This is a genomic window from Azospirillum baldaniorum (assembly GCF_003119195.2).
Lineage (GTDB): Bacteria > Pseudomonadota > Alphaproteobacteria > Azospirillales > Azospirillaceae > Azospirillum > Azospirillum baldaniorum.
In genome coordinates, this window is record NZ_CP022253.1 from 1,699,828 (window position 1) to 1,723,536 (window position 23,709).

Consider the following 23,709-nt stretch of genomic DNA (forward strand, 5'->3'; position numbering starts at 1 on the left):
CGCGATGCGTCAGCCGCTGAAGCTTCACAGCTCCATCGCCCTGTCGGCGCTCGGCGTCGGCGCTTTCCTGCTCGCCTGGGAAGCGCTGGCGCGCAGCGGCATCGTGCCTTCCGGCCTGCTGCCGTCGCCCAGCGCCGTGCCCGGCGCCTTCCTGGCGGAGTTCCGGTCCGGCACTTGGCAGGCGATGGTCTTCGCCAGTCTGTCGCACTACCTGTCGGGGCTGGCGCTCGGCACCGTCCTGGGCATCACCTTCGGCACCGCGGCGGCGACCTGGGGCATCTGGGATGCCTTCCAAGCCTGGGTGGTGCGCATGCTGCGCCCCATCCCGTCCATCGCCTGGATTCCCTTCGCCATCATCTGGTTCGGCGTCAGCAAGTCGGCGGCGACCTTCCTGATCGCGCTGACGGTCTTCTGGATCAACTACTACGCCACCTACAGCGCGGTGCGCGGGGTGGACAAGGACCTGATCGAACTCGGCCACGCCTTCGGGCAGGGCGGGCTGATCCCGCGCCTGTTCAAGATCGTCCTGCCCGGCGCACTGCCGGGCATCCTGGCCGGCGTGCGCGCCGGGCTGGGGCAGGGCTGGATGACGGTGGTGGCGGCGGAGCTGTTCGGCATCTCCGGCCTGGGCGCGCGCATGTCCGACGCCTCCGGCCTGCTCGCCACGCACATCGTCGTGCTCTACATGGTCACCATCGCGGCGCTCTACGGCGTGTGCGACTTCCTGTTCATGCAGGTTCAGCAGCGGGTGCTCGCATGGCAAAAGTAAACGGCTCCGCTGTGATCGATTTGAAGGGCGTCGCCATCGGCTACGGCGCCGAGGCCCCGCCGGTCCTGGTGGACGTCGACCTGTCCATCGAGCGCGGCAGCTTCGTCGCCATCGTCGGGCCGTCCGGCGTCGGCAAGTCGACCCTGCTGCGCGTCGTTGCCGGGCTGCACACGGCGCGCGCCGGTGCCGTGACCATTCACGAGACGAAGAAGCCGGGCCACCGTCCGGTCAGCCTCGTCTTCCAGGACGCCCGCCTGCTGCCCTGGCGGCGGGTCGCCAAGAACGTCCGCTTCGGCCTGGAGGGGCTGCCGATCTCCACCGCCGAGCGGGAGGAGCGGGTGGCCGCCGCGCTGCGCCTCGTCCGGCTGGACGATTACGGCCGGCGCTGGCCCTACGAGCTGTCGGGCGGCCAGCGCCAGCGCGTCGGCATCGCCCGCGCCCTGGCCGTCGATCCCGACATCCTGCTGATGGACGAGCCGTTTGGCGCGCTCGACGCCATCACGCGGCACGGCCTTCAGGACGAACTGCTGCGCATCCACCGCGAGACCGGCAAGACCGTGCTGTTCGTCACGCACGACCTGGAGGAGGCGGTGCATCTCGCCGACCGCATCATCGTGCTGGGCGGCAGCCCGGCGCGCATCGTCCAGGATGTCCGCAACGAGCCGGGCCGCGACAGCGGCGGTTTCCGCGAGCAGGTGGAGCAGCTGCGGTCGGGGATCGCGGACAATTACAGCATTTGAGGGTAGGGGGGTCGTGTAGGGCCCCCCTCCCGACCTCCCCCCGCTCCGCAGGGGGAGGAGAAAAGCCCTCCCTTGCGAAGCGGGGGAGGGTTGGGTGGGGGCCCGACGCGACCACTGAAGCTCCTACGGCGCCACCCGCCGCACGTCCCGTGCCGTCAGATGGACGTTCGCATCCGGGTCCAGCTTGCGGTCCATGATGCGGGCTTCCACCGCCTTGTCGAAGACCGGGCGGTTCAGGCAGACATACTGAAGCGCCTCGTCCGGCTTCGGCAGATGGCCGGCGAGGGTTTGCAAAGCGCGGCGCGGGACGAAGACCCGCCCGTGATACTCCCCGACCTCCACCGCGAACTCCACGGCGTCGGCTTCCTCGTTCCAGGACGGGTCGTCGGGGAACATGAACAGCGGCATCACACCCTCACGCAGAACACATCTCAGTCCAGGATGTAGGTAACATCGTAGCCGCTGCGCTTGAAGCGGGTCTTCAGCAGGGTGCCCTGCGCGTCGAACCACAGGTCGCGCTCCACGTCGCCGGAAATGCGGTGATGCTGCGCCGGCACCGCGCGCCCGCCGACGGTCAGCGTCTCGGTGCCGACGAGGTCGGTGCGCACGCTGTAAGGCTTGCCGTCGATGACCGACAGCAGGGTGGGGCGCTTCAGCACCTCCGGGGTCCACAGCGTCAGGGGCAGGGCGTCGGCGCCGGTTTCGCCCGTCTTGCCATCCACCGTGACGGAGTAACCGCCGCCGGTCCGCAACATGCGGATGGTGTGGGGCGTGCCGTCGTCGTCGGTCTGGGCACTCATGGATTCGAGCGTCCGGCCCTTCCAGACCTCTTCCCGCTTGTGATCGTAGCGGAAGTTGATGAACAGCACCTTCACCCGCGTCGAGGCGGTGACGGCGACCTTGGTCACCTCGCCCTGGGGCTCCAGCCGGACGGTTTCGCTGCCCACCGGATCGTCGCCCATCAGGATCCGGTAAGTCAGCGTGCGCGGCTCGGCGGCGTGGGCCGCGGTCGCGGAGAGCAGCAGGCCGGCGGCCGCCAGCGCCGCGCGCAGGGCGTGCGTCATGGATGTTCCCTCCCTGTGTTCGCCCTTTGTGGTCGTTGTGCGGCGGCGGCTTATGGTGCCGCCGTCCGGTTCCGTCGCCCGGTCGCAGGCGCTCAGTCGTCGAGAAGCTGCGCCAGTTTCATGGCGACGCCCATCGAGCCGTCCACCTTCAGCTTGCCCATGGTGAAGGCCAGCATCGGGTTCAGCCGCCCGTCCATCAGCTTCTTCAGGTTCTCGGCGGAGATGCGGATGGTGCAGTCGGGATCGGCGTCCCCGGCATCCTCCCGCGCGATGGCGACGGGCGTCTCGCGGGCGTTGACCCGCACCGCCTCGCCGTCCTCCAGCGCGAAGCGGACGTCGGCCTTCAGGCTGCGGAAGCTGGTGGAGCGGGACTGGAGTTCGCGCAGGATGTCCTCAACCATGGATCAGTCTCTCTCCCCTGGATTCGTGTTCATCGGATCTTGACAGTAGGTAGAGTTTACGTTTACGTCAACGTCATAACCAAAAGGTTTTCGGCGCCACAACGATCCGGGAACCATCAAATCAATCGAGGGGAGTGAAACCATGCCGACCGCCGCCGCGCCCGGAATCCCATCGCCCCGCACCGCCTTCCGCCGTCGTTTGTCCTGACCGCTGCGCAGCCGGGAGGATCGGAGATGACCGAGAATCTTGCGCGCCGGGGCGGCATCGGGGACGACAGGCCGGCCCATCCCTGGCTGGTGCATTACCCCGAAGGCATCGCCTGGGACCAGCCGATCCCCGTGATGCCGCTGGCCGAGCTGTTCGAGGAGGCCGCCCGCCGCTACGCCGACCGTCCCTGCCTGGACTTCCTGGGCCGCCGCTACCGCTACGCGGAGGTGCTGGGGCTGGTGAACCGGGCGGCCAAGGGCTTCGCGACGATGGGCGTGAAGCCGGGTGTGCGGGTGGGGCTGTGCCTGCCGAACACGCCGACCTACGTGATCGCCTATTTCGCGATTCTGAAGGCCGGCGGCACGGTGGTGAACTACAACCCACTCTATGTCGAGCGGGAGTTGGAGCACCAGATCGAGGATTCCGGGACCGAGATCATGGTCACGCTCGATCTGAAGCAGATTCATCCGCGCATCGAGGCGATGCTGGACCGCACGCGGCTGAAGACGGTGGTCGTCTGCCGCATGGCCTCCATCCTGTCCCCAGTGAAGAGCGTGCTGTTCCGTGTGTTGAAGCGCAGCGAGCTGGCCAGCATCCCGCAGGACGGGCGGCATGTGGATTTCGACGCGCTGCTCGCCAACGACGGCGTGATGCCGCCGGTGCGGCTGGACCCGCGGCGCGACGTGGCGGTGCTGCAATACACCGGCGGGACCACCGGCGTGCCCAAGGGGGCGATGCTGACCCATGCCAACCTCGTGGCCAACGCCCGGCAGGTGCAGGCCTGGTTCCCCGGCATGGCGCTGGGGAAGGAGCGGATGCTCGCCGTCCTGCCCTTCTTCCACGTCTTCGCCATGACGGTGATCCTGAACATGGGGCTGGCGGCGGGGGCGGAGCTGGTCATGCTGCCGCGCTTCGACACGCTGCAGGTCCTGAAGACCATCGCGCGGCGCAAGCCCACGCTGCTGCCTGGCGTGCCGACCATGTACAAGGCGCTGCTGAGCCATCCCGACGTGGCGCGCCATCCGATGCGGTCGATCCGCTATTGCATCTCCGGCGGGGCGCCGCTGCCGATGGAGCTGAAGCGCCGGTTCGAGGAGGCCACCGGCTGCGTGCTGGTCGAGGGCTATGGTCTCAGCGAGGCGTCGCCGGTCTGCGCCTGCAACCCGCTGACCGGGGTGAACAAGGAGGGCTCCATCGGCCTGCCTCTGCCCGGCATCATGGTGCAGATCCGCGCGCTGGACGATCCCGACCGCGTGTTGCCGCCCGGCGAGAAGGGGCAGGTCGTGCTGTCCGGCCCCAACGTCATGGCCGGCTATTGGAACAAGGACGAGGAGAGCCGGCGCACGATCGTCGGCGGCTGGCTGTTCACCGGCGACGTCGGGGTGATGGACGAGGACGGCTACGTCTTCCTGCTCGACCGGCTCAAGGACCTGATCCTCTGCGGCGGCTACAACGTCTATCCGCGCGTGATCGAGGAGGCCATCTACCATCACCCGGACGTGGTCGCCGTCTGCGTCATCGGCGTCCCCGACGACTACCGCGGCCAGAGTCCGAAGGCCTTCGTGCAGCTCAAGCCCGACGCCAGTCTGACCGCGGAACGGCTCAAGGATTTCCTGCGCGACAAGATCTCGCGGATCGAGATGCCGAAGCTGATCGAATTCCGCGCCGAGCTGCCCAAGACGGCGGTCGGCAAGCTGTCCAAGAAGGAGCTGATTGCCGAAAGCTTGCAAAAGCCGGAGGGGTGACCGGAGAAAAGCGCGTGGCTTTGTCACGCCGTGGTGTGTGTGGTAGGAACGGAGACGCCGTCCGGCGGCGTGGAGCGAGCGGCCTTCGTTCCTCACGCCGCCGCGGCGCGACGTGACGGAAGGCGTGCCCCCACCATGGAACAGCTCTACACGGTGAATCAGTTGGCGGAGGAACTGGGTATCACGCCGCGCGCCCTCCGCTTCTACGAAGTGAAGGGGCTGCTGTCGCCCAACCGCCTGGGCAACAACCGCGTCTACACCAAGCGCGACCGCGCCCGGCTGAAGCTGATCCTGCGGGGCAAGCGGCTGGGCTTCTCGCTGGCGGAGATCCGCGAGTATCTCGACCTCTACAACGTCGATGGCGGGGTGGAGCAGTTGAAGGTCCTGCAGAAGCGCATCGACGCGCGGCTGAAGGATCTGGAGCAGCAGCGCCAGGACCTGGAGGCGACCGTGGGCGAACTGCGGGAGATCGGGGCCCAGGTGCAGGCCGCGCTGGACGAGCGCGGGTTGGCGTCCAAGAGCGCCTGAGCCGGTGCGGTCCCGTCCGCCCGGCCGGGCCGGAGGGGATAGGGTTATGAATTTGCTGTTCCGCCTGATCGCCGTTATCGCGGCCGCTCTGACCGGCCGGTCGGTGGGGTTTCTGGAACCGGCGCGGCTTCGCTTCCGGGTGTGGCCGACCGACCTCGACCTCAACATGCACATGACCAACGCCCGCTATTTCAGCGTCATGGACCTGGGGCGCGTCGATCTGATGCTGCGCTCCGGCATGGGGCGGTCGATCCTGCGCCACCGCTGGCAACCGGTGATCGGCGCCGCCAACCTGCGCTTCCGCCGCCCGCTGGCGCCCTTCCAGCGCTTCGAGCTGGCGACCCGCGTGCTGTGCTGGGACGACAAGTATTTCTTCATCGAGCACCGGGTGGAGACCGCCACGGGCACGGCGGCGCTGGCCGTGGTGCAGGGGGCCTTCGTGGCGCGCGGCGCCGTGGTCGCTCCGGCGGAGATTCTGGCGATCCATGGCGAGCATGGGGAATCGCCGCCCATGCCGGACGTCGTCGCCGCGTGGCGCGAGCGACCGCTGGCGCCCTGACTATTGCATCGCGCCGTCTCCTTGCACTATGGCTGGCCGAACGCGAAAAGCCGGCAAAGCGGAAGGGCAAGGGTCATGGGCGCACACGGAATCAACGGCATCGACCATCTCGTCATCGTCGTCCGCGATCTGGAGAAGGCGCAGGACGCCTATCGCCGCATGGGCTTCACCATCTCGCCGAAGGGCCGGCATGGTGAACTGAAGTCGGCCAACCACACCATGATGTTCGGGGCGGGCGATTATCTGGAACTGCTCGCCATCGAACAGCCGCACCCCTTCACCGCCTTTTTCAGCGACGTTCTGAAAACCCGCGAGGGAATCGCGGCGGCGGCGCTGAAGACCGACGACGCGCGGGCGGCGCAACGCCTCCTGGTCGAGGCCGGCTATCCGGCGGGCGAGCCGGTGGAGTTCGGCCGTCCCGTCGAGCTGCCGGGCGGCGCGCAGCATGCGCGCTTCACGACGACCCCGATCGACGGTGTGCCGGAGTGGGGCGGGCGGGTCTTCCTGTGCCAGCACCACACCCCCGAGGTGGTCTGGCGTCCGGAGCTGATCCAGCACGACAACACGGTGACCGGCCTCGCCGCCATGGTCGTCGCCGCCGACGATCCCGACGCCACCGCCTCCTCCTACGCCCGGCTTTTCGGCACGGCGGTGGAGGTGCGGGGGCCGGCGCGCGTCGTTCCGACCGGCAGCGCCCCCATCGTTGTGGCCGATCCCGCCGCGCTGCATTGGGGCTGGACCGGCGACCCGGCGCTGACGGTTCCGCGCCCCTTCCTGGCCGGCATGGTGCTGACGGTGGCCGATCTGGAGCGCGCCCAGCAAGCGCTTCAGAAGAGCAAGTTCCCGACGGTCGTCGGCAACGGCGTGCTGCGCGTGTCGTCCGCCAGCGCCTGCGGCGCCATGCTGGCCTTCGCCAAGGAGTTCGACCTCGGCGCGCTGATCCCGTAAACCCGCCGACCGGTTGTCATAACGGAATCATATTGCTGCACTGCGTCCGATCCGTTGGACAGGACGCTGTCGCGGGCGCACATTCCCCTCTTGCGTGCATGTTGCAACGCATCATGGGGATGGACCGACGTGGCGGACGGCGATTTCGGCAGGGTTCGGATCGAACCGGCAGGGCAGGGGGCGGCCGAACCGGGGACTACGTATCTCGTCGCCGGAACGCCGGCCTACAAGCGGGCGAGCCGCATCCTCTTCGTTGCCGGCTTCTCCACCTTTGCCGCGCTCTACTGCGTGCAGCCGCTGATGCCGGAGTTCACGCGGGAGTTCGGGGTCACCCCGGCGCAGTCCAGCCTTGCCCTGTCGGTGTCCACCGGCGTCCTCGCCTTCGCGCTGCTCGTCGCCGGGGCGGTGTCCGACCGGTTCGGGCGCAAGGCGATCATGGCGCTTTCCCTGCTCGCCTCCGGCACGCTGGGCATCAGCGGGGCGATGGCGCCGGACTGGGCCTCGCTGCTGCTGGTGCGGGCGCTGGAAGGGATGGCGCTCAGCGGTCTTCCCGCCGTCGCCATGGCCTACGTGTCGGAGGAGGTGGACCCGCGCTCCGCCGGGGTCACCATGGGCCTGTACATCGGCGGTACGGCGCTGGGCGGCATGTCGGGGCGGGCGCTGACGGCGCTGGTGGCCGATGTCGCGTCCTGGCGCATGGCGATGGGTGTGATCGGCACGCTGGGAATCGCCGCCGCTTTGGCGGTGTGGTTCGCGCTTCCCGCATCGCGCAACTTCCAGCGGCGGCCGGCGGGCATGCGGGAACTGGCCGAGGCGTGGCGCGGGCACCTGATGGACCGTGGGCTGCTTGCCCTGTTCGCCATGGGGTTCCTGTCCATGGGGGCCTTCGTCACCGTCTTCAACTACATCGGCTTCCGCCTGCTGGCGCCGCCCTTCGACCTGCGCCCGGCGGCGGTCGGCGCCGTTTTCACGGTCTATCTCTGCGGGGTGGTCAGCTCGCCGCTGTTCGGCGGGTTGGCGGTGCGGCTGGGGCGGGGCAGGGTGCTGGCCGCTGCCGCGGCGATGATGGCGGCCGGTCTGGCACTGATGACGCCGGACAGCCTGTGGACGATGGTTCCGGGCATCGCCCTGTTCACCTTCGCCTTCTTCGGGGTCCACACCATCGCCTCCGGTTGGATCGGGCAGCGGGCGCCGGTCAACCGTGGTCAGGCGTCGGCGATCTATCTGTTCTGCTATTACATGGGCTCCACCATCGCCGGGACGCTGGGCGGCGTCTTCTGGTACGCCTTCGGCTGGGCCGGAGTCGGCGGATTCGTCGGGCTTCTGCTCGCGGTCGGGCTGATCGTGTCGCTGGGGCTGGCGGTCCGCCGCTGATTCGTTCATTGCGCGCATACTGAAGTATGGTTTCAACCGTTTCGGTTGCGCCGGGCGCCGCTTCGTCTCATTCTGAGCGCACCTGCACAACGAGGCGACCATGGCCCGTTTGTCCGTCTACAGCGACACCGATCCCACCATTGCGGAACTTTCGTCCGCCGACCCGGCGCTGGTCACCGCCCATCTGGCGCTGGCCGGCGTGTTGTTCGAGCGCTGGCCGGCGCCCCAAGCCATCCCCGACTCCGCCGACGCCCAAGCGGTTCTGGACGCCTACTCCAGGCCGGTGACGGCCCTGAAAGAGGCGCGCGGCTTCCAGTCCGCCGACGTGGTGCGGATGCCACGCGGCCAGCCGGACGCGGCGGCCCGCCGCGCCGCCTTCCTTGCGGAGCACACCCACGAGGAGGACGAGGCCCGGTTCTTCGTGCAGGGAAGCGGCGCTTTCTATCTGCACGTGGACGAGAAAGTGTTCCGCGTCGTGTGCGGGGCCGGCGACCTGCTGAGCATACCGGCGCGGACGAAGCATTGGTTCGACATGGGGCCGGACCCGGAATTCACCGCCATCCGTTTCTTCACGCGCCCGGATGGTTGGGTGGCGACCTTCACCGGTGACGTGATCGCCGACCGCTTCCCGAAGTTCGAGTCGGAAACCGGTTGCGTCGTATGACCCGTCAACCATGACCCGGCCGCCGCCGTTACCTTTCGCCGCAGCCGATTGCGGGCGAAAAGCGGTGCTGTTACAAGCCCTTCGGTATCGGCGCCGATCCAATGGCGGCGCGTCACCCGCTTCGGAGGCTCCATGACCACGGACGGCCACACCGTTCCGCGCACGGGCAACGGCTTCATCGACGCGGCCCACAGCTCGCTGATGGACCATGTCGACGCCATCCGCCGCGCGTGCGCGGACGGGGCTTCCCGCGATTCCATGGTCCCCCGCTTCAGCCGATTCGCGGACGAGATGCGCACGCATTTCGACCATGAGGAGGTCATCATCCGCGCCGCCGGATTCACCCGGTGGGAGGAGCACGCCAGCCATCACGCGATGCTGGACCAGCAGTTCGGCCGTCTCATCGACTATGTGCGCGACTGCGACGTCACGTCGGATTTCCTGTGCACGGTGGCGGGCACTCTGGACGCCGCTCTGTGCGGACACGAGATCCGCCACGACGGTGATTACACAGCGCTGGTGCGCGCCGCCTCCCTGGCACCGGAAGGGCAGAGCCTGATCGCCTGGGACAGCGCTTTCGAGGTTGGGGTGGGTCCGCTCGACGCGCAGCACCGCCAACTCGCCGAACTTATGAACGAGTTGGATATGATGAGCCGCCAAGGGGCGCCGACCGGCGAACTGCTGGACCTTCTGGGGCTGCTCCACGACCATGTGCACGCCCATTTCGCCATGGAGGAAGGGGTGCTGCGCCGTGTGGCGCCCAGCCGCTTCGTGGCCCACCGCAACCATCACCGGCTGCTGGAGGGGCAGTTCGCCCGCATCCGCCAGCAGGTGGAGAGCGGCCGGCTCGACCCCGGCGTGGCGGTGCGGGGATTCCTGCGCTTCTGGTTGATGGACCATGTGCTCGGCTCCGACCGTCCGACCTTCGCCGAGGCGGCGGACGCGGCGCCCCGCTGACCGCTGTCATCGTTGCGATCCCGGGCCGATACCGGCCTGTCATCAAAAAATCACTTGAATCGCCGGGGAAAAAGCGTAATTCATCGGGGACGACGCACTCGCACGTGCCAATGGCCCTCTGTGGTTATGCAACGACGTACCGCGTCCTTTTTGGCAGAACCGGTCATCAGTGGGCCGGTCCCGAGAGGGAGGTAGGCATGTTGGCTCTCCACGGCAGGGCTCTCAGACGGTAGCCCATAGCCGGACATCGACGCTTTGAACCTGCGGAGCTGTTAGCCCGCTCGTGAGCGTTTGACCCGGCTTTTCTCCGTCGCCTTTCACCACAACCCGAATTCTGGTCTGCGGCTTTGAAGGCCGCGCCGGATTCCCGTCTGTTCGCTGGACCGCCCCGCGCCGGGTGGCCCAGGGTAAGGAGTGCGCCATGGGCTTCATCCGTTCCCGTTCCGCCGTCGCCCCGCTGCGCCGCGGCGTTTCCGTCTCCGCCCCGTCCTTCGGCGCTTCGCCGGTGTCGGACCGCCGCACCTCCGTCCATCAGGCGGTGGCGATGGCCCGGCCCGAGGAGCCGATGCACTGCATCCGTCCGGGCGTCCTGGCCGACACCGCGTCCAGCTTTGTGGCCGCCTTCGACGCCGCCGTGTCGGGCGACGTGCTCTACGCCGTGAAGTGCAACCCGGAGCCGGCGGTGCTGCGCGCCCTGTGGGCCGGCGGCGTGCGCCACTTCGACGTGGCTTCGCCGGGCGAAATCCGCCTGATCCGCCAGATGTTCCCGGACGCGGTGCTGCACTACATGCACCCGGTGAAGGGGCGCGAGGCGATCCGCACCGCCTACCAGCAGTACGGCGTGCGCGACTTCGTGCTCGACAGCATGGAGGAGCTTCAGAAGATTCTGGAGGAGACGGGCGACGCCCAGGATCTCGGCCTCGTCGTGCGTCTGGCCCTGCCGAAGGGCAACGCGGTCTACGACCTGTCCGGCAAGTTCGGCGCCCCGGCGACGGAGGCGGTCGAACTGCTTCAGGCCGTGCGAATGGTGGCCCCGAAGGTCGGCGTGTCCTTCCATGTCGGCTCGCAGATGCTCGACCCGTCCGCCTATGAGCGGGCGCTGGAGCTGGCCGGCCGCATCATCGCGGAGTCGGGCGTGGTGATTGATGTTCTGGATGTCGGCGGCGGCTTCCCCGTCTCCTATCCGGGCGTCACCCCGCCGCCGCTCGGCGACTTCATGGAGGCCATCGCCTGCGGCGTGGCGAAGCTCGACCTGCCGGCCCATTGCCGCGTCTGGTGCGAGCCGGGCCGCGCTCTGGTCGCGCCGGGCGTGTCGCTGGTCGTGCAGGTGGTGAAGCGCCGCGGCAACGAGCTGTTCATCAACGACGGCGTCTACGGCGCCCTGTCGGACGCCGGGGTTCCCGGCTTCCGCTTCCCGGCCCGCATGATCCGTCCGTTCGCGCCGATGGGCGACGAGCCGGTGGAGGCCTTCGCCTTCTATGGCCCGACCTGCGACAGCGCGGACCGCATGAACGGCCCGTTCCACCTGCCGGCGGACATCCGCGCCGGCGACTGGATCGAGCTGGGCCAGCTGGGGGCCTACGGCTCCTGCCTGCGCACCGCTTTCAACGGGTTCGACCAGGCCCGCGTGGTCGAGGTTTCGGACGCGCCGCTGCTGGAAACGCCCGGCTACGTCCTCAAGAGCTGCGTGGCATAAGTCCCGCATCGCGGGAAAGCTGTGGATATCCCTAAAAAATCACCGTAAACCATCGTTGGTCCGCCACCCTCCGCCTTTGCAAGAGGCGCGAGGGTGACGGGCTGTATTTCTGTCACGCCAACCACGGGGGACCGTCTTAGATGACCCTGGACACCAAGCACATCACCTTCACCGGCCGCATGGTCATTGTCGGCTTCGGATCGATTGGCCAGGGAGTTTTGCCCCTGATTTTGCGCCACATCGGAATCACGAAGGACCAGATCACCATCGTCACCGCCGAGGAGCGCGGTCATGCCGAGGCGGATGAGCTTGGCGTCAAATTCATCAACCTGCCGCTGACGAGGGAGAATTACGCCCAGGTGCTGGAGCCCATGCTGGGCAAGGGCGATTTCCTCGTCAACCTGTCGGTGGACGTGTCGTCCGTCGCCCTGTTCGAGTTCTGCCACAAGGTCGGCGCGCTCTACATCGACACCTGCGTCGAGCCGTGGGCCGGCGGTTACACCGACCCGTCCCTGTCGCCGTCGCTGCGCTCCAACTACGCCCTGCGCGAGACCGCGCTTTCGCACCGCGCCGCCTTCGAGGGTGGGCCGACCGCCGTTCTGACCCATGGCGCGAACCCCGGCCTCGTCTCGCATTTCGTGAAGCAGGCGCTGCTCAACGTCGCCGCCGACACCGGCGAATCGACGGAGGTTCCGAAGGACCGCGCCGGCTGGGGCGCCCTGGCCGCCAAGCTGGGCGTCAAGGTGATCCACATCGCCGAGCGCGACACCCAGGTCTCCAACGAGCCGAAGAAGGTGGGCGAGTTCGTCAACACCTGGTCGATCGACGGCTTCGTCGGCGAGGGCTGCCAGCCCACCGAACTCGGCTGGGGCAGCCACGAGAAGCATTTCCCGGCCGATGGCCGCCGCCACGAGTTCGGCTGCGACGCTGCCATCTACCTGATGCGGCCCGGCGCCTCCACCCGCGTGCGCACCTGGACCCCGCTGGAGGGGCCGTTCCACGGCTTCCTCATCACCCACAGCGAGGCGATCTCCATCGCCGACTACTACACCCAGCGCGACGGCAACCATGTCACCTACCGCCCGACCGTGCATTACGCCTACCACCCGTGCGACGACGCGGTGAAGTCGGTGCATGAGCTGGCCGGCAAGAACTGGTACATGCAGCCAAGCCAGCGCCTGATGATGCACGAGATCGTCAGCGGCACCGACGAGCTGGGCGTGCTGCTGATGGGCCACAAGAAGGGCATCTACTGGTTCGGTTCCCGGCTGGGCATCGACGAGGCTCGTGCCCTGGTGCCCTACAACAACGCGACCTCGCTGCAGGTCACGGTGGCGGTCCTCGCCGGCATCGTCTGGGCGCTGGAGAATCCCAACCGCGGCATCGTCGAGCCGGACGAGATCGACTTCCAGCGCATCCTGGAGATCGCCAAGCCCTATCTCGGCGAGTTGGTCGGCGCCTACGGCGACTGGACACCGCTGCAGGACCGCGAGCGCCTGTTCCCCGAGGACATCGACCACGACGATCCCTGGCAGTTCAAGAACTTCCGGGTTGCCTGAACAAGGTGGGGGGCTCTTCGGAGCCCCTTTTCCTTTGGCGCGCTCAGAGCGTCAGCGCCAGCAGCAGCGCGCCGGCCACCAGGGCGATGCAGGCGCGCCGGTAGAGGTGAAGGGCGCGGGTGATGTCCTGCGCGGTGGCGGCGGTGCGCCCCGGCCCCATCCAGGCGTCCTCAATCCGAACCTCGCCATAGACCCGCGGCCCGCCGAGCCGGAGGTCGAGCGCCCCGGCCATCGCCGCTTCCGGCCAGCCGGCGTTGGGCGAGCGGTGGCGGTGGGCGTCGCGCCGCACCGACCGCCAGGATTCGGCCGCGTCGGCCCCCTCGGTGAAGCGGGCGGCCACCCAGATCAGCAGCGCCGACAGGCGGGAGCCGGGCAGGTTGACCAGATCGTCCAGCCGCGCCGCCGCCCAGCCGAACGCCTCGTGCCGGGGCGTGCGGTGGCCGATCATGCTGTCCGCGGTGTTGATCGCCTTGTAGAGCGCGATTCCCGGCAGCCCGCCGACCAGCAGCCAGAAGGCCGGGGCGACGACCCCGTCCGAGAAGTTCTCCGACAGGCTTTCGATGGCGGCGCGGCTCACCCCATGCTCGTCCAGGCTCGCCGGGTTGCGGCCGACGATGCGCGACACCGCCTCGCGCGCCGCCTCCAACCCGCCGTCGCGGAAGGCGGTGGCGACCGCGGCGACGTGGTCGTGCAGGCTGCGCTGCGCCAGCAGGGTGGAGGCCAGCGCCGCTTCGAGGAGGCCGCCGAGCGGCAGGTGCCGGCACAGCCCCGCCACCGCCGACGCCGCACCGCCCACCACCAGCAGCAGGACGAGCAGGGCCAGCACCCCCGCCGCCTTGCGGATGGCAAAGGAATCGCGCTCCCGGTTGAGCGCGCGGTCAAGCTGGGCGATAAGCGCCCCGATCCACACCACTGGGTGGCGGATTTGGGCGTAGAGTGCGTCCGGATAGCCGGCGGCGGCCTCGATGAGGAGAGCGGCGGCGAGCACGGACGGATGAAGCTCCACGGGATCGAATCCTTTGGGGAAGGGAAGGGGCGGGATGATGGCGGAATCGGCGGCGGGGTCCAAGAGGATCGTCCAAGAGAGAGGCGTTCAGGGCGAGATCATCCATGGCGGCGACCTCGACGCGGCGCGGGCGGCCTTTCCGGGGGCGCCTGAGCCCTGGGTGGACCTGTCCACCGGCATCAACCCCTGGCCTTACCCGCTGCCGCCCATCCCGGCCGATGCCTGGGCGCGTCTGCCGGGCCGCGCGGCCGAAACGGCCCTGCGCGAGGCTGCGGCGGCCTGCTACGGCGTGCCGTCGGCGGACCGCGTCGCCGCCGCGGGCGGTTCCCAGGCGCTGATTCAGATTCTGCCGCGGCTGCGCCGTCCGGGGACGGTCGCCGTGCTCGGGCCGACCTACGCCGAACACGCCGCGGGCTGGGCCAAGGCCGGCCATCGCGTGGCCGAGGTGGAATCGCTGGAGGGATGCGACGCCGACGTGGTCGTGGTCGTGAACCCGAACAACCCGGACGGCCGCATCGTCCCGCCCGAAACCCTGCTGGCCCTGGCGGAGCGGCAGGCGGCGCGGGGCGGCTGGCTGGTGGTGGACGAGGCCTTCGCCGAGGTCACCCCGGAGTGCAGCGTAGCGTCGGAGGCCGGGCGCGCCGGTCTGGTCATCCTGCGCTCCTTTGGGAAGTTCTTCGGGCTGGCCGGAGTCCGGCTCGGTTTCCTGCTCGGCGAGCCGGCGCTGGTCCGTGATCTGCGCGCCGCCGTGGGGCCGTGGGCGGTGTCGGGCCCGGCGCTGACCATCGCGACCGCGGCGCTGTCGGATTCGGCGTGGATCGCCGCCACCCGGCGCCGTCTGGCCGACGCTGCTGCCCGCTTCGACGCACGGCTGATGGAGGCTGGAGTGCGCGTCGCCGGAGGCACGTCGCTCTTTCGTCTCATAGACGATCCTCAGTCTGCCGGGCTTTACAAAGAGTTGGGCCTGGCCGGGGTGCTGGTGCGCCGGTTCGACTATCGGCAAGGGTGGCTGAGGCTGGGCCTGCCGGCGGACACGCTGGCGGAAGACCGTGTCACAACGGCGTGCGGAACGTTCAAAAACCGATAGATTTTGCGCTCAGGATAGGCGATCACCACCATAGCGCGACAAGATGGCACACAGGGGCAAAAACGCGCATCGGCTAACGTACTCCTTGTTTGCCCTATCGTGGCGCAAGAATCTTCCATGACGCTGTGGGGGCCATGCTGGATTCGGTTGGTTCGATGAGTTCTTCTGGGGATGCGGAGGAAACCCGTGTTGCGCTGTGGCGTGTGTTCGACACGCTGCCGACGGGGGTCTGCGTCACCACGGACGCAGGGACCATCCTGTACGCCAACCCAGCCCTGCACGGTCTGCTGCGCTACCCTCCCGGTGGCCTGACCGGTCTCGACCTTGCGGCGCTGGAGCCGGACGATGCCAATCTCCCGGCGTTGCCGGACGCGCCGGGTGAACGGCGATTGCGCTGCCAGGACGGTGCAACCGTCTGGGTGGCTGAGTCGGTCGGTCCCACCACAGGCCCGCTGGGCGAGCGGCGGTCGCTGCGCGTCTACACCGACGTCAGTCACCACCGGCAGGCGCAGGCGGCGCTGCGCGATCAGCTCCTGATGAAGGAGGTGCTGTTCGAAACGCTGCCGGTTCCCGTTTTCGTGAAGAACGCGGCCGGTGAGTACACGGACTGCAACGACGCCTTCGAACGCTACACCGGCCTGGAGCGCCGCAGCATCGTCGCCAAAACCGCCTTCGCCGTGATGGACCCGCGCATCGCCAAGGCGCACGCCGACCAGGACCGCGAACTGACCGTCAATTGGGGCCAGCGCAGCTACGAGGAGGCGGTTCCCTTCGTCGGCGGCACCACCCGCCTGTCCAGCCTGACCAAGGCCGTCTTCTGCGACAGCACCGGAAACCTGGGCGGCATCGTCGGCGTGATCCACGACCTGACCGAAGGGCTGCCCAGCGAGGAGCGGCTTCAGGCGATCCTGGAGCAGAGCCCGATCGGCGTGTCGGTGTCGCGCCGCGACGACGGCAAGATCATCTTCGTCAACACCCGCTTCGCCGAGCTGATCGGTTTGAAGCGCGAGGATCTGATCGGCCGGCAGGCGCGCGACTATTATCTGGACCGGCACCAGCGTGAGCGGGTCATCGATCGTCTGCGCTCCTACGGGTCGGTGACCAACATGGAGGTGCAGTTCCGCCGGGCCGACGGGTCGTCCTTTTGGACGCTGTTCACGGTCAACCAGGCGGTGATCCAGGGCGTTCAGGTGAATCTCGCCTGGATCTACGACTACACCGACCGCCGGAACATGGAGGAGGCGCTGCGCGACATGGCGTCCCGCGATCCTCTGACGGGAATCTACAACCGGCGTTCCTTCATGGAACTGGCGCGCTCGCAACTGGCCCGCGCCCACCGCTTCAGCGAGCCGATGTCGGTCTTCGTTCTGGACGTGGACCATTTCAAGCGCATCAACGACAGCTACGGCCACGCCACCGGCGACGACGCCCTGCGCATGGTGGCCGGCGGCTGTCAGGCCATCCTGCGCGAATACGACATTCTCGGTCGGCTCGGCGGCGAGGAGTTCGTGGTGGTCCTGCCCGGCGCCACCGCAGAGGAATCCCGCGTGGTGGCGGAACGGGTGCGCCGCCATCTGTCGCGCATGGCCATTCCCGGGCCGGAAGGCCGGTTTCATTTGACCAGCAGCATCGGCATCTCGGCACTGGACGGTTCCTACGACACGCTGGAAAAGGCGATTCACCGGGCCGACCTCGCCCTCTACCGGGCCAAGCGCGAGGGCCGGAATCGCGTCGTGGTCTACGAACCGGGCATGTGATCCACCATCTCGGAGAGAAAATCGATCCAAATTTGTTCACGGATGGATCTGGTTTTTCTCTTTGGACTCCGTATCGTTCGCTCCGATTCAACCACTTATGCGCGTGACGCATGTGGTACAATTTGTCGCAGCTGAGCGCCGCTCGTTTTTAAAGCCATCCAATTATTACGTACGCTATGAGTCGAGGGCAGAAGATATTACCAACGGTTGGGTTGGTGACCTGTTTGTCGGGTGATTGTGTTCACCGGCGTTTGAAAGGCGGACGGTCATGGCGGTCGGCACGGGCGGCATACATGGTTCCCTGACCGGGCGGGAGCGGACCTTTCACCGGGATGAGATCATCGTCTCGAAGACGGATCTCAAGGGCCGCATCACCTACGCCAACGACGTGTTCCTGCGCATCAGCGGTTACAGCGAAGCGGAGTTGCTGGGGCAACCCCACAACATCGTCCGCCATTCCGACATGCCGCGCTGCGTCTACAAGCTGCTGTGGACCCGCATCGAGGCCGGAAGCGAAATCTTCGCCTATGTCATCAACCGGGCGAAGGACGGCGACCATTATTGGGTGTTCGCCCATGTCACGCCGGTTTTCGGCAATCCGGACAGCGGAAACGGGCGGACCATCACCGGCTACCATTCGAGCCGGCGCGTGCCGGCGCGTCCCGCGGTGGAGGCGGCGGCGGGCCTCTACGCCGCGCTGCGGGCGGAAGAGGCGCGCCACGCCGACCGGAACGCGGCCATGGCGGCCTCCGGTGCCATGCTGGAAAAACTCCTGCGCGACAAGGGCACGAGCTATGACGAGTTTGTCTTCAGTCTCTAAATCGCTCGCCGCCGCCGCTTTGGCCGCCCTGATGTCGGGGGCGCAGGCGGTGTACGGTCTCGCCACCGGCGACGCCATCGCCGCCCTGCTGGGCCTGCTGGCGGTTCTTCCCTGTCTTGCCGCGATCCGCTGGCTGGTGCTCACCAACCGGACCATCCGGAAGGCCAGCACGGTCATCGCCGCGGCCGAGAAGGGCGACCTTCAGCCACGCATCCTGAACATCCACGGCGCCAGCTCGATCGCCGACATGCTGCGGACCATCAACCGCCTGCTCGACCGCGTCGAATCCTTCGGCAAGGAGGCCAACGCCGCCATGCAGCACGCGGCGGAGGGACAATACTACCGGCGCATCGTGATGACCGGCATGGTCGGTGAATTCGGTGCCTACGCCCGCCAGATCAACGACGGGCTGGCGGCCATGGACGGCAAGAGCCGCGAGTTCGTCGAGAGCGCGACCCGCATCGGCGCCAACATCAAGGAGGTGGCGCAGAGCCTGTCGGCCAGCGCCGCCCAGCTCGAAGCGTCCTCCACCGCCATGACGGCGACCGCCGCCACGGCCAGCGAGCAGTCCTTCTCCGCGGCCTCCGCCGCCGAGCAGGTGTCTTCGAACGTGGACGGCGTGGCCGCGGCGACCGGTGAGGTATCGGGGGCCATCGGCGAGGTGGCCCAGGGTGTCTCCCGCACCGCCGATCTCGCCCGCAGTTCGGTGGAGAAGGTGCGGGAAGCCGACGCCACCATCCGTTCCCTGCTGGCCGCCTCCGATCAGATCGGCGCGGTGGTGCAACTCATCAACGACATCGCCAGCCAGACCAATCTGCTGGCCCTCAACGCCACGATCGAGGCGGCACGGGCCGGGGAGGCCGGCAAGGGGTTCGCCGTGGTCGCGACGGAGGTGAAGAACCTCGCCAACCAGACCGCCAAGGCGACGGAGGACATCACCGCCCAGATCACCCAGGTCCAGTCGGTGACCCGCGACACGGCGGCGGTGATCCAGCATGTCGGCGGCATGATCCATGACATCGACGAGATCGCGGTGGGCATCGCCGGCGCTGCCGAACAGCAGAGCGCGGCCATCGACGAGATCAGCCGCTCCATCCGCGAGGCGTCGGCCGGCGTGCGCACCGTTGCCGACGCGGTGACGAGCGTGTCTTCCGGCGCCCAGGACGCCAGCGCCGCCGCCAGCCAGGTCCTGTCCTCCGCCGGCGAGTTGGCGCGCCGCGCCGTGACCTTGAACGGCGACATCGACAACTTCGTCGCGCGCGTTTGCGGCGGGCAGCGTTGAGGACCGGCGAGGGCTGTCCCGCCGCTGCGTGAGGGTGGTTCCGGGCGAGTTTATTTGTCCGCGGACGCGCCCATCGGCAGCCCCTTCATCTCCACCCCGGCCCGCACATCGTTTGACTGTGTGCAGGCCCGCTCGGCGTCCTTGAGTGCGGCCTCCAAGGCCTGGATGCGATCGCTGCCGATACCGACGGCATCCCCGCGGCGGGCCGCGGCGACCAATCCTCCGGCCAGCGCGGAGGCATGAGCGAAGCCGACATTGCCCGCGGAACCCTTGAGGATATGGGCCTCGCGTTCCACGGCCGGGAAATCGCCGTCCTGGGCCCCCCGCCGCAAGCGGTCGAGATGGCCCGGCGCTTCGCGAAGGAACGTGTCCATCAACAGGCCGAATCCTTCGTCGCCAAGCGCGTCGCGCAAGTCCTGGCGTTTGGCGTGGTCGATTCGCTGCGGCGGGCTCTCGGTCTCCGGCGACGGCTTCCGGGGCGTGGGGCCGCTTCCTCGCGGAAGGCCGCTCCATCGCGCGACGGTCTGCAGGAGTTGGTCCGCCACAATGGGCTTGGGCAGGTAATCATCCATCCCCGCCGCCAGACAGATGGCCTGGTCGCCTTCCATGACGTTGGCGGTCATGGCGACGATGGGAACACGGGCGGCGATCCCCCCCATCCGGCGGATCGCCCGGGTCGCCGCCAGACCGTCCATCTCCGGCATCTGCACGTCCATCAGGACGAGGTCGTAGGGCAAGGCGGCGACGGCGTTGACCGCCTCCAGACCGTTCGACACGGAATCGACCGCGTGGCCGGCCCGGCGCAGCAAGGCCAGCGTGACCTGAAGGTTCACCGGATTGTCCTCCGCCACCAGGATGCGGCGGCGGGCCGTACCGGTCAAGGGGGCGCCGGGCGGTGTCGGTACGGCCGAAGGCCCGCCCGAGCGTGGGGACGGTGGCGGTGAGACGTCCAACTTGCTGTCGGCGGGGACCGCATCCGGCCGCGCAGCCCCGGGTGCCCGCGTGGCGAACAGACGCGACACCGCGGTGCGCAGCGCCGTGGACCGGATGGGCTTGACGATCCGCACATCGACGACGGCGGCTTCCTCCTCCGTCTCGCCCATGCGATGGGAAGTGGCCAACGCCAGAGGCAGGTCGGCCAGCGCCGGTACGGCGCGGATGCGAGCGGCCAACTCCGGCCCGGTCAGGCCCGGCATGCAATGATCGAGAATGGCGGCGTCGAACGACCGGCCCGTGGCGTGCGCCCTCAGAAGCCGGTTAAGGGCGTCCTCTCCCGTTGCTGCGGACTCGGTCTCCAGGCCCATCGCGGCGAGCTGACGGGCGAGCAGATCGCGGTTCACCGCCAGATCGTCCACCAGAAGAATGCGCCGCCCGGTCCAGGCGCCCGGCGCTTGCGGCGCGGATGCGGCGTCCGTCGGCGTGCCGCGCCACAATGGAATGACGACCCAGAAGACGCTTCCCTCGCCGGGCAAGCTGTGAACGCCGATCCGCCCGCCCATCAGTTCCGCGAGCCGCTTGCAGATGGCGAGGCCGAGACCCGTTCCGCCGTGGCGCCGGGCCGACGACCCGTCCACCTGACTGAACATCGTGAAGAGACGCTTGTGGTCCGCCGCGGCGATGCCGATGCCGGTGTCCCTCACCTCGAAACGAATGGTCACCGGCGTCTCGTGCGGGGCCGGGACCAGGGAGTCCCCCGGTTCCGGTCGGTCATCAGGACCGGCGGCGTCATCCTGTTCCACCGACAGCACGATGGTCACGCTGCCTTGGTCGGTGAACTTGACCGCGTTGCCGGCAAGATTGATGAGGATCTGGCGCAGGCGTCCAGGATCGCCGCGCAACGGTCCGTGCAAGGCCGGCGGGACGTAGCAAGCCAGTTCCAGGCCCTTGGCGGTGGCGCGCGGAGCCAGCAGTTCCACCACGCTTTCGACCAGCGGCACGGCTTCGAAGTCCGACACCTCCAAGGTGAGGCGCCCGGCATCGATCTTGGAGAAGTCCAGGATGTCGTTGATGATGGTCAGCAGCGATTCCGCGGAGTCGCGAATGGTGTCGGCGTAGCCGCGCTGCTCCTCGTCCAGGTGGGTTTCCTGGAGAAGCCCGGCCATGCCGATCACCCCGTTCATGGGCGTCCGGATCTCGTGGCTCATGGTTGCCAGGAATTCCATCTTGCTGCGCTGCCCGGCCTCGGCCTTCTCCTTGGCCTCGGTCAGTGCCCGCTCGACCCGCTTGCGCTCCGACATATCGCGGAAGAAGGCGGCGAAGAGGACGCCGTGCTGCGTCTGCACTTCGGCCAGGGACAGGTCGAGGGGGAACACCTCGCCATCCATCCGCAGCCCGTTCACCTCCCGCGTGTAGTTCGGGCCGATCCGTCGGGCGCCGGCGGCGATGGCCTCCATGACGCGGCTGTGGGTCGGGTGGTGCTGCGGCTCCATCAACTCCTGAACATGACGCCCGATCAGGTTGCCGGGCGGGTAGCCGAAGATGCGGTGGGCCGCGGTGTTCGCGGTCTCGATCATGCCATCCGACCGCGCCGTAAGAATGCCTTCGACGGCGGTTTCCAGAAGCGCGTTGAAACGGGCGTTGCCGTCTTCAAGCTGGGCGTCCTTGCGGCGCAGCAGGGTCAGCGCGGTGGCGAACAGCAGGATGACCAGGCTGGCGCCCAGCGCGACCCCGGCAATCTCCATCTGGTTCGTCCACCAACCCGCCAGTTCCTCGTCCTCGCTGCGGCTGATCGCCAGAACCAACGGCCAGATCGGCGTGGCGCGGTAGGCGGTGATGCGCTCCTGACCGTCCCGGCCGGTTTCGTGGAACACGCCGCCTTCCGACATGGGAAGATGGACGCGGAACAGCTCCGCCCCGGCCATCAGCGTGCCGATGCCGTCCGTCCCGTCCTGGGGAAGCTGGGCCAGAAGCAATCCGTCCCGGCGGTAGAGCGACGCCGTGCCGTGGAGCCCGTTTCGCACCGCACGGAAAATGCTCTGGAGATATTCAGGATTGACCGAGGCGACGGCGACCCCGAGAAGCGTCCCATCCGCTCCACGGATCGCCCGGCTCATCGGCAGGACCCATTTGCCGGACCGGTCGTCCGCAGCACCAGCCGGCGCCAGAAACCGTCCGCGCGCCGGGGCGCCGATGTAAAGACCCTGGCTTTGCCCGGACAGTTGGCTGCGAAACAGATCCATCTCCGCGAAGGAGGAGCCGAGCAGACGGGAATCTTCCGTGGTCGCCACCAGAACGCCCCGGCGGTCGAGCACGGACAGGCCGCGAAGGTGCGGCGACCGGCGCAGCCGTTCCTGGAGCGGCTGGGGCGATGATCCTTCCCGGCCTTCCATGGGCTGGCCGTGCAACAGATTGCCGATGCTGGCCGTCTCGCCCACCGAGGCCAGCGTCACGTCCACCGCCTGGACCGTTCGGCTGACCGAGGCCTCCAGGGCACTTGCCAGATTGTCGATGCTCTCCGCGGCTTTCTTCAACGCCAGGGCGCGGTCGGCGTGGACGTCGTAGGCGACCTCGAACACAAGGGCCATCACCGACAAGAAGGCCAACGCGAGAAGGGCGCCCCGATGCTGGAACAGGGCAAGCTTGGCCATCACGCGTGGCTCCGTGCGGTGTGCTGATGTCCCGCGAATCTTAACAGCGGGCAGGCGAATCGCAAGCATGCGCTGTGCTTCACGAGGGCGCAGTGCTATCCTGTCGCGGTCATTGGGGATGGTTCGGGAGTCCGAGGTCGTGCGGCGTCTTTCCATCGCACTGACGGCGCTGGCGCTTCACGCGGCACTGCAGTCGGTGTTCCTAGTGTCCGGAGCGGCGCCGGTCCGGGCGGAAAGCCGGCTTGACCGGGTGCAGCGCAACGGGCTGCTGCGCGTGTGCATCTGGCCGGACTATTACGCCATTTCCTTCCGCAGCTCATACAGCGGGGAACTCCAGGGCCTCGACATCGACATGGCGCGGGCCTTCGCCCACGATCTGGGCGCGCGGGTGAGCTTCGTGGAAAGCGGCTTTCCGAATTTCGTCGCTGATCTGCTGAGCGACCGATGCGACATCGGCATGTTCGGCATCGGGGTCACGGCGGCCCGTGCCGAGAAAATCGCCTTCAGCCAGCCCTACCTGCGCAGCGGAATCTACGCCGTATCCTCCCAGACGCACCCGCGCATCCTGCGGTGGGACGATCTGGACCAGGACGGCATGGTGGTGGCGGTTCAGAAGGGCACCGTCATGGACGACTACGCCAGCCTCGCCTTCCGCAAGGCCAGCGTCCGCATCGTCTCCGGCCCTCTGGAGCGGGAGGAGGAGGTCCAGTCGGGACGCGCCGACGCCTTTCTCACCGATTACCCCTATGGCCAGCGGATGCTCGCCTTTCACCAGTGGGCGCACCTGATCGCCCCGGAAAATCCGGTGCAGACCACACCCTACGCCTACGCCGTGGCGCCGGGGGACCCGCTGTGGCTGGACCGGGTCAACCGGTTCGTCGACGCGGTCAAGCGCGACGGGCGGCTTGAGGCCGCCGCCGCACGATTCCGCCTCACACCCATCGTGGCGCGGGACTGA

Annotated in this window: 21 protein-coding genes; 16 read left to right on the forward strand and 5 right to left on the reverse strand. The window is 68.2% G+C overall.

What is annotated here, in order from left to right; translation table 11 throughout:
- Positions 1-4: 4 nt before the first annotated feature.
- Together Sp245p_RS08010 and Sp245p_RS08015 are read left to right on the forward strand one after the other, a co-directional pair.
- A complete protein-coding gene (locus Sp245p_RS08010; protein WP_014240759.1) occupies positions 5-769 on the forward strand; it encodes an ABC transporter permease in 765 nt (254 codons plus the stop codon).
- Positions 757-1,509, forward strand: a complete 753-nt coding sequence (locus tag Sp245p_RS08015; protein WP_014240760.1) for an ABC transporter ATP-binding protein — start codon at positions 757-759, stop codon at positions 1,507-1,509. Before Sp245p_RS08010 ends, Sp245p_RS08015 begins: the two co-directional genes overlap by 13 nt.
- A 123-nt stretch (positions 1,510-1,632) precedes the next feature.
- Here Sp245p_RS08015 and Sp245p_RS08020 read toward each other — a convergent pair whose 3' ends face one another.
- From Sp245p_RS08020 to Sp245p_RS08030, 3 genes are all read right to left on the reverse strand, one after another.
- A complete protein-coding gene (locus Sp245p_RS08020; RefSeq protein ID WP_014240761.1) occupies positions 1,633-1,917 on the reverse strand; it encodes a DUF1488 family protein in 285 nt (94 codons plus the stop codon).
- A 23-nt stretch (positions 1,918-1,940) separates the two neighbouring features.
- Positions 1,941-2,573, reverse strand: coding sequence for a DUF6134 family protein (locus Sp245p_RS08025; RefSeq protein ID WP_014240762.1), 633 nt, complete (start codon positions 2,571-2,573; stop codon positions 1,941-1,943).
- Positions 2,574-2,665: 92 nt separating this feature from the next.
- A complete protein-coding gene (locus Sp245p_RS08030; protein WP_014240763.1) occupies positions 2,666-2,974 on the reverse strand; it encodes an SCP2 sterol-binding domain-containing protein in 309 nt (102 codons plus the stop codon).
- 234 nt (positions 2,975-3,208) lie between these two features.
- Between Sp245p_RS08030 and Sp245p_RS08035 the strand changes: the two genes are divergently transcribed.
- The 9 genes from Sp245p_RS08035 to Sp245p_RS08075 all read left to right on the forward strand — a co-directional run bounded on the left by Sp245p_RS08035 (position 3,209) and on the right by Sp245p_RS08075 (position 13,212).
- Positions 3,209-4,927, forward strand: coding sequence for a long-chain-fatty-acid--CoA ligase (locus Sp245p_RS08035; protein WP_109138450.1), 1,719 nt, complete (start codon positions 3,209-3,211; stop codon positions 4,925-4,927).
- Between the two features lie 135 nt (positions 4,928-5,062).
- The gene (locus Sp245p_RS08040; RefSeq protein ID WP_014240764.1) at positions 5,063-5,455 is read left to right on the forward strand and encodes a MerR family transcriptional regulator; all 393 of its coding nucleotides are present in this window, start codon (positions 5,063-5,065) and stop codon (positions 5,453-5,455) included.
- A 46-nt stretch (positions 5,456-5,501) separates the two neighbouring features.
- Positions 5,502-6,014 (forward strand): thioesterase family protein, encoded by a 513-nt coding sequence (locus tag Sp245p_RS08045; RefSeq protein WP_014240765.1) that lies wholly within the window; start codon positions 5,502-5,504, stop codon positions 6,012-6,014.
- A 75-nt stretch (positions 6,015-6,089) separates the two neighbouring features.
- A complete protein-coding gene (locus Sp245p_RS08050; RefSeq protein WP_014240766.1) occupies positions 6,090-6,962 on the forward strand; it encodes a VOC family protein in 873 nt (290 codons plus the stop codon).
- 129 nt (positions 6,963-7,091) lie between these two features.
- Complete coding sequence (locus tag Sp245p_RS08055) at positions 7,092-8,336, forward strand: MFS transporter (RefSeq protein ID WP_014240767.1); 1,245 nt, start codon at positions 7,092-7,094, stop codon at positions 8,334-8,336.
- Between the two features lie 100 nt (positions 8,337-8,436).
- Positions 8,437-9,000, forward strand: coding sequence for a 1,2-dihydroxy-3-keto-5-methylthiopentene dioxygenase (locus tag Sp245p_RS08060; RefSeq protein WP_014240768.1), 564 nt, complete (start codon positions 8,437-8,439; stop codon positions 8,998-9,000).
- A 132-nt stretch (positions 9,001-9,132) separates the two neighbouring features.
- On the forward strand, positions 9,133-9,957 hold the full coding sequence (locus tag Sp245p_RS08065) for a hemerythrin domain-containing protein (protein WP_014240769.1): 825 nt from the start codon (positions 9,133-9,135) through the stop codon (positions 9,955-9,957).
- Between the two features lie 421 nt (positions 9,958-10,378).
- Positions 10,379-11,653, forward strand: a complete 1,275-nt coding sequence (locus tag Sp245p_RS08070; protein ID WP_014240771.1) for a type III PLP-dependent enzyme — start codon at positions 10,379-10,381, stop codon at positions 11,651-11,653.
- A gap of 140 nt (positions 11,654-11,793) precedes the next feature.
- Positions 11,794-13,212: a homospermidine synthase gene (locus tag Sp245p_RS08075; protein ID WP_014240772.1), complete on the forward strand. Its 1,419-nt coding sequence runs from the start codon at positions 11,794-11,796 to the stop codon at positions 13,210-13,212.
- Between the two features lie 43 nt (positions 13,213-13,255).
- On the opposite strand, the gene cbiB is transcribed toward Sp245p_RS08075, so the two are convergent.
- Positions 13,256-14,218 (reverse strand): adenosylcobinamide-phosphate synthase CbiB, encoded by a 963-nt coding sequence (gene cbiB / locus Sp245p_RS08080; protein ID WP_014240773.1) that lies wholly within the window; start codon positions 14,216-14,218, stop codon positions 13,256-13,258.
- Between the two features lie 34 nt (positions 14,219-14,252).
- Between cbiB and cobD the strand changes: the two genes are divergently transcribed.
- The 4 genes from cobD to Sp245p_RS08100 all read left to right on the forward strand — a co-directional run bounded on the left by cobD (position 14,253) and on the right by Sp245p_RS08100 (position 19,164).
- Entirely contained in the window at positions 14,253-15,305 is a 1,053-nt protein-coding gene (gene cobD, locus Sp245p_RS08085) for a threonine-phosphate decarboxylase CobD (RefSeq protein WP_014240774.1), read from the forward strand.
- Between the two features lie 155 nt (positions 15,306-15,460).
- Positions 15,461-17,062: a sensor domain-containing diguanylate cyclase gene (locus tag Sp245p_RS08090; RefSeq protein WP_246119752.1), complete on the forward strand. Its 1,602-nt coding sequence runs from the start codon at positions 15,461-15,463 to the stop codon at positions 17,060-17,062.
- Between the two features lie 268 nt (positions 17,063-17,330).
- The gene (locus Sp245p_RS08095) at positions 17,331-17,882 is read left to right on the forward strand and encodes a PAS domain-containing protein (protein WP_014240777.1); all 552 of its coding nucleotides are present in this window, start codon (positions 17,331-17,333) and stop codon (positions 17,880-17,882) included.
- Positions 17,857-19,164 (forward strand): methyl-accepting chemotaxis protein, encoded by a 1,308-nt coding sequence (locus tag Sp245p_RS08100; RefSeq protein ID WP_041811113.1) that lies wholly within the window; start codon positions 17,857-17,859, stop codon positions 19,162-19,164. The genes Sp245p_RS08095 and Sp245p_RS08100 overlap by 26 nt, the downstream gene beginning before the upstream one ends.
- 50 nt (positions 19,165-19,214) lie before the next feature.
- On the opposite strand, the gene Sp245p_RS08105 is transcribed toward Sp245p_RS08100, so the two are convergent.
- Positions 19,215-22,751 carry a response regulator gene (locus Sp245p_RS08105; RefSeq protein ID WP_052584267.1) on the reverse strand — a complete coding sequence of 1,179 codons (3,537 nt, stop codon included), beginning with the start codon at positions 22,749-22,751 and terminating at the stop codon, positions 19,215-19,217.
- A gap of 139 nt (positions 22,752-22,890) precedes the next feature.
- Between Sp245p_RS08105 and Sp245p_RS08110 the strand changes: the two genes are divergently transcribed.
- Positions 22,891-23,709 (forward strand): ABC transporter substrate-binding protein, encoded by an 819-nt coding sequence (locus Sp245p_RS08110; RefSeq protein ID WP_244439302.1) that lies wholly within the window; start codon positions 22,891-22,893, stop codon positions 23,707-23,709.